Source organism: Deltaproteobacteria bacterium, from assembly GCA_016930875.1.
In the GTDB taxonomy this organism is placed as follows: Bacteria; Desulfobacterota; Desulfobacteria; order Desulfobacterales.
Genome location: JAFGFW010000087.1, coordinates 1 through 5,338, shown reverse-complemented (window position 1 = coordinate 5,338; position 5,338 = coordinate 1). Strand labels below are relative to the sequence as shown.

4 protein-coding genes are annotated in these 5,338 nt (G+C 49.3%); all 4 read left to right on the top strand.

The window, feature by feature from the left end; genetic code table 11:
* Window positions 1-162 precede the first annotated feature (162 nt).
* The 4 genes from JW883_08385 to JW883_08370 all read left to right on the top strand — a co-directional run bounded on the left by JW883_08385 (window position 163) and on the right by JW883_08370 (window position 5,179).
* Complete coding sequence (locus JW883_08385; protein ID MBN1842281.1) at window positions 163-1,923, top strand: dynamin family protein; 1,761 nt, start codon at window positions 163-165, stop codon at window positions 1,921-1,923.
* An 86-nt stretch (window positions 1,924-2,009) separates the two neighbouring features.
* A complete protein-coding gene (locus JW883_08380; protein MBN1842280.1) occupies window positions 2,010-3,197 on the top strand; it encodes an MFS transporter in 1,188 nt (395 codons plus the stop codon).
* A gap of 500 nt (window positions 3,198-3,697) precedes the next feature.
* Complete coding sequence (locus tag JW883_08375; protein MBN1842279.1) at window positions 3,698-4,162, top strand: periplasmic heavy metal sensor; 465 nt, start codon at window positions 3,698-3,700, stop codon at window positions 4,160-4,162.
* A gap of 48 nt (window positions 4,163-4,210) precedes the next feature.
* A complete protein-coding gene (locus tag JW883_08370; GenBank protein ID MBN1842278.1) occupies window positions 4,211-5,179 on the top strand; it encodes a TSUP family transporter in 969 nt (322 codons plus the stop codon).
* Window positions 5,180-5,338: the final 159 nt, after the last annotated feature.

Genomic DNA, 5,338 nt, shown 5'->3' with positions numbered 1-5,338 from the left:
GTCGCCCAAGCTATGGCGCGTCGGCGACTTGCTGCAAGGATGACACGCGGCGCAAGCGCCTGCGCTGCGCGAAGGCAAGGCGAACTACGGCGCAATTCCGTTTTCATACCCCGTCCCGCCTCGGCGGGACTGCGGGGAGCTTCATTTTGGGGAGGTGCCGACATGTCAACCCACTATGCTTTAATCAGAGATAGCCTCCTGGAGATTGTCGAGAGGCTGTCTAAAATAAGGGCAGAAGACAGTAACAAGAGGCTTCAAGAACTCAATGAAAAGTTGACTCAACAGCAGTTTAACTTGGTCGTCATGGGTCAGTTCAAGAGGGGAAAGTCAACCTTTATTAACGCCCTGTTGGGGGCTGAAATTGTGCCCACGGCTATTGTGCCTTTAACATCGATCGTTACCATTCTTCGTTTCGGCCGGGAGACCAAGGCCATCGTCCATTACCTGAACGGGCACGAGGAAGAAGTCCAACTTTCAGATATTCCTAATTTTGTCACTGAAAGGGGCAATCCTGAGAACAGACTTTGCGTACAACATGTGGAAGTCTTATATCCTTGCGATTATCTCAAAGGTGGCGTCCGCATTATTGATACTCCGGGGGTAGGCTCGGTTTTCAGACACAATACGGACATAGCCTATGCCTATCTGCCCTACGTGGACGCAGGGGTCTTCATTGTCACAGCCGATCCCCCTGTCGGCGAGTCAGAACACCGGTTTCTGAAGGACATGCGAGGCTACGTAGATAAGCTCTTTTTTGTTCTAAACAAAATTGACGTGGTGGATGAAAAGGACTTGAATGAGGCCTCGGCTTTTACCGGAGACATTCTGACAAGAGATCTGGAGCAAGAAGTCAACATATGGCCGGTTTCGGCCAAGCTGGCCCTTGATGGGAAACTCAAAGGCGATTCTGAAAAGCTGGCCCGATCCCGGCTTTTGACTTTTGAAAACGATCTGAAGCATTTTCTGCACCATGACAAGGGCATAGCATTCCTTCAGGCGGTTATCTCGGCTCTCCTTAGACATATCGCCGATGAAAGCATGGCGTACAAGCTCGAACAGGAGGCGGCCAAACTCTCCCTTGATGAGTTAAAAGCGAAGATCGCGAAGTTTGAAGATCACGCCAGAGTTGCCGAAAAGGAGCGGGATCAGAAGGCGTTTATCCTGGAAGGCCAGGTCAAGAAGCTGCACGAAATGCTCGATGACGACCTGGAAGCACTGAAAAAAGACAAAACCCCGACCTTGGTAAGGGACGTAGAAGCAATATTCGGAGAAAAGGTGGCAAAGAGCCCTGGCAGCCGCGAACTTGAGAAGGAGATGGAAAATTTTGTTTTTGGACAGATCCTGAACGTCTTCTCCACCTTCAGAAACAATGAATCAGAAAAGATCGCCGAAGCCTTGGAGAGCATCTATGTCGATCTGGCAAACCGCACCAATGAAACTATTGAAAGCATTGTCCGGCTGGCCTCAGACCTTTTTGAGGTAAAGCTAAAGCCCTTTACCACGGTGGAAAAACTCACCGGCAAGAGTGATTTTTACTTCCTCCTGCGCGATGATCCGGACGCCACAGCGCTGATCCAGCTAGGGATTCGTTCAGCCCTGCCTACTTTTGTCACCAAGGGTGTAATTCTCAAGCGGATGCGAACTATGGCTAAAGACGTTTTTGAAAGGCACTGTGGTCGGGTGCGTTATGACCTGATCAGGCGAACAGACGACACGACGAGAAAGTTTCGGAAAGACCTCAATGACAAAATCGACCTCACCCTTTCGGCCATCAGAGATGCCTTGAAAAGAGCAGTTGCGCTAAAAGACCAGAGCGAACAGCAAGTCTCTCAGACCCTCACAAACCTTTCGGGCCGGCTGTCAGTTATTGAGAAAATCAGGGTTGAACTCCTCGATTACCGCCGGCAGGTACAGTCTTTGTAAGACAAAGAATGGCTCTGGGTTTTATCCCTTTAGGGCAAAAACGGGACGGAGGCTTGCAGCCCCTCCAACCTTTGCTCTGGTGCGCCATGACAGCAGAAAACCCCAAAAAGGTGGCGTTTCAATTTATCATCCTTCTGGGAATTGTTAGTCTTTTTGGAGACATAACATACGAAGGAGGAAGGAGTGTTACCGGCCCTTTCTTGGCTGTTTTGGGTGCAAGCGCCAGCATCGTTGGTTTGGTAGCAGGCCTCGGTGAATTCGTCGGATATTTTTTGCGTTTAGTATCTGGGTATCTTGCAGACCGCACTCACCGATATTGGCCTATCACAATCGTGGGCTATGCACTACTCGTTTTCATTCCTCTACTGGCATTTGCCGGTTATTGGCAGGTTGCGGCCCTCCTTATTGTTCTGGAGCGAATGGGAAAAGGCATCAGGACCCCGGCTAGAGACGCAATACTTTCGCACGCCACAAAGCAAGTGGGGAGAGGTTTGGGATTTGGCATACATGAAGCAATCGACCAGATTGGCGCCATTATCGGCCCTTTGATCTTTTCTGCCGTCTTTCTATTTCAAGGTGGTTATCGTGAAGGCTTTACTATTCTATGGATACCTGCTCTCTTATGTGTAGGCATTCTTCTGGTGGCAAGAGCAAAAGTTCCATCACCTGAGAAACTTGAGACTCCTGGTGGGACAAGCGGGCAGAATAGCAAGGCCAAAGGCAGGCTGCCGAGAGTTTTCTGGTCCTACGCCTTGTTTAGTTTCTTGAGTGTGGCGGGATTTGCCAACTTCCAGCTAATCTCTTATCATTTCAAAGTTCAATCGATTGTTTCAGATGTCCAAATCCCCATATTTTATGCGATTGCAATGGGCGTGGATGCGTTGGTAGCTCTTATTATCGGCAAGACATACGACAGAATCGGGCTGGTGTCGCTGATAACCATCCCCGTGTTGACTCTTCCTATCCCCTTTTTTGCATTTTCGCACAGTTACAGCCTTGCAGTGACAACTATTGTGCTCTGGGGCGCAGTAATGGGGATTCATGAAACCATCATGCGTGCGGCAATCGCTGATCTGACGCCTATCGAGCGCAGGGGATTCGCATACGGCATCTTCAATACAGTATATGGAGCGTCCTGGTTTTTTGGAAGTGCGCTTCTGGGAGTGCTCTATGATGTCTCGATCGGTTATTTGATTCTGTTTGTGGTTGGAATGGAGGTGGCTTCACTACCAGTGTTTTTCTTGGTCAAAAAGGAAGGGGGCACAGCCTTTTGAAATAACGGCCACAGCAGAACCACGTTGCCCCCGACTTTAATGGGGGTGTCTCACTCCAGCCCACATATCTTCCCGCATTCTCTCCCGAATAGAAAAAATCTTTCCTTTGGAGTAAGTTTTTCTGGTCTCAGGTGTTTAACCTAACAGACGGTGGCCAATAGAACGAACAGAAGAAGGGGGGAGAAAAGGTAAAAATGTGTTCACAACTGCCAGACAATCTACTAGACAGGTAGGTACAGGTTCGTGATGCCAAAGCGCTCCGGAGATTGCTCATACGAGCCTCAAACTGCGCTGCATGCCCTTACGAAACGATTTGGCTTGAGGCAGGGGATTCAAGTTGCATGCTCTACTACGAAACAGCATTCAGGAATAAATTAGCCTAGTTAATAAAGGCCTTAGAACCTGTTGGCGAGTAGAGTGCGTGGTCTTCTCCGGGAGCTGTTTCCACTGCTTGCCGATGCTTATTGTAGAAGACTAGGACAATGCCGGGGAGGCCTATGATGCAACTGACCTATTATCTGTTCGGATTTGTGTCAGCCCTTATCCTTACGTGTGGCTCTTTGGCCATCATCTACGTATACCTGAAGAAGTCGCGAGGCCCAAAGCCGAAAATTCGCGGGTATCTGGACTTGATCCCTGATTTGATCGATTCGCAAAGTGAAAAGGTTGAAGCCATCCGCAAGGTATTTCTCCCCAGGGTTGCCAGCATTCGAGAGGATCTTTGCAAACATCGAAGAGAACTGGCAAGGCTTCTTTTTGAGGAACCCGCTGACAAATCACTGATAGATGGAACCATGAAAGAGGTCGTGAAACATCAAACAGCGCTTGAAATGGAGGTGGTGGATCACATCCTGGAGGAAAAAGAGTTGTTGACCCCGGCCCAGAAAGAGAAGTTTTATGAGATAATTATCGAACAATTCCGTGGCGGCGGCCTTGGTGTTCATGATGTTAGGGGCAGGCAGTAACAAGAATCATTGTATGCCACTTTCAGTTTCCTAAAGGAGGTAACAATCATGCATTTTCCAGTATCAGGCGTAGACGTTTTTCCCATTGTGCCTGTTGCGGTTGCCTTTTGTGTTTCATTCTGCACCTCCATGGGCGGAATCTCGGGCGCTTTTCTTTTGCTTCCTTTTCAGGTGAGTGTTTTGGGTTTCGTTAGTCCGGCAGTAAGCCCCACTAACCTTGTTTACAACATAGTAGCCATACCAAGCGGGGTATATCGCTATATCAGGGAGGGAAGAATGGCATGGCCCCTTACCTGGGTCATAATTGTGGGCACACTTCCAGGAGTTTTCATTGGAGCCATACTGAGAGTCAAGTATCTTCCCGATCCCAGGGCATTCAAGTTATTTGTGGGATGTGTCCTTCTATACATAGGAGTGCGTTTGCTTTATGAACTCACTGGACGCGCCATAAAGGGAAAGGAGAAGATCAAGGCCCTGGACGCAAAGTTTAAGGAGCGAGCCAAAAAGATCCAGGAGGAACGAAAAACAAAAGTGGCAGCGGGCCTCCCACCAGAGGCGGTGGTGAGGACTGTACATTTCTCGTTCACCAAGTATGAGTATGAGTTCTACGGTGAGACCTTTTCATTTAACTCTATAGCCCTTTTTGCTCTTACCTTTGTGGTAGGTATAATCGGCGGAACCTACGGCATTGGCGGTGGAGCCATTATCGCGCCGTTCCTAATAGCGGTTTTTGGGTTGCCGGTCTACACTATAGCCGGGGCAGCGCTCATGGGCACGTTTTTGACCTCGATCGCCGGCGTTGTTTTCTACAGCATCATCGCCCCCATGTATGCTCACACGGGTCTGGCCATCGCACCCGACTGGCTGCTGGGGTTTCTCTTTGGTGTTGGCGGATTCGCCGGTATGTATTGTGGGGCAAGGGTCCAGAAGTTTGTACCCCAAAAGGTCATAAAGCTGTTTTTGGGTCTTATCATAACCCTTCTGGCCGGGCGCTATATTTTACAATACTTTACTTGACGGCTTCGTAAGAGGTAGAATCCGGTGAATATGTCATTTTGACCACGCCGACTTCGCCATAGTCCGCCTTCCGCTTGTGCCATCTGGCGACCGGTCCCACATATTGTGGTCGGTTGACAGATGGCACAAGTTGAGATCACGACATATGGTATCCCCAAG

Coding starts and splice junctions, on each gene's coding strand:
- JW883_08370 (MBN1842278.1), top strand. CDS start 4,211: ATGCATTTTCCAGTATCAGGCGTAGACGTTTTTCCCATTGTGCCTGTT.
- JW883_08380 (MBN1842280.1), top strand. CDS start 2,010: ATGACAGCAGAAAACCCCAAAAAGGTGGCGTTTCAATTTATCATCCTT.
- JW883_08375 (MBN1842279.1), top strand. CDS start 3,698: ATGCAACTGACCTATTATCTGTTCGGATTTGTGTCAGCCCTTATCCTT.
- JW883_08385 (MBN1842281.1), top strand. CDS start 163: ATGTCAACCCACTATGCTTTAATCAGAGATAGCCTCCTGGAGATTGTC.